Origin of the sequence: Pseudomonas sp. SIMBA_068, assembly GCF_046534705.1 — a bacterium.
Taxonomy (GTDB): domain Bacteria; phylum Pseudomonadota; class Gammaproteobacteria; order Pseudomonadales; family Pseudomonadaceae; genus Aquipseudomonas; species Aquipseudomonas putida.
Window position 1 is genome coordinate 1 of record NZ_JAWRYI010001470.1, and the last position, 241, is coordinate 241.

1 pseudogene is annotated in these 241 nt (G+C 65.1%); it reads left to right on the top strand.

The annotated features are described in order from the left end of the window. A pseudogene (locus SB756_RS34520) lies at positions 1 to 241 on the top strand (cell division protein ZapE); the annotation flags it as partial.

Here is a 241-nt window from a genome sequence, read left to right on the forward strand (position 1 = left end):
GGTGCTGGAAGTCGGCGGCGACACCGATTTTCGCAGCCTGCCGGCCAACCGCGAGCACCAGCGGTTTACGCAAGGTCACTATATGTGGCCCGGCACCGCCGAGCAGCGCCAGGCACTGAACGTGCCGGGCGCGCAGCCTGCCACGCTGGATATCAACAAACGCAGCCTGCGCGCACTGGCCCATCAAGGTCGGCAGGTGATGTTTGCCTTCGACGACCTGTGCGAACAGCCTACTGCGGTG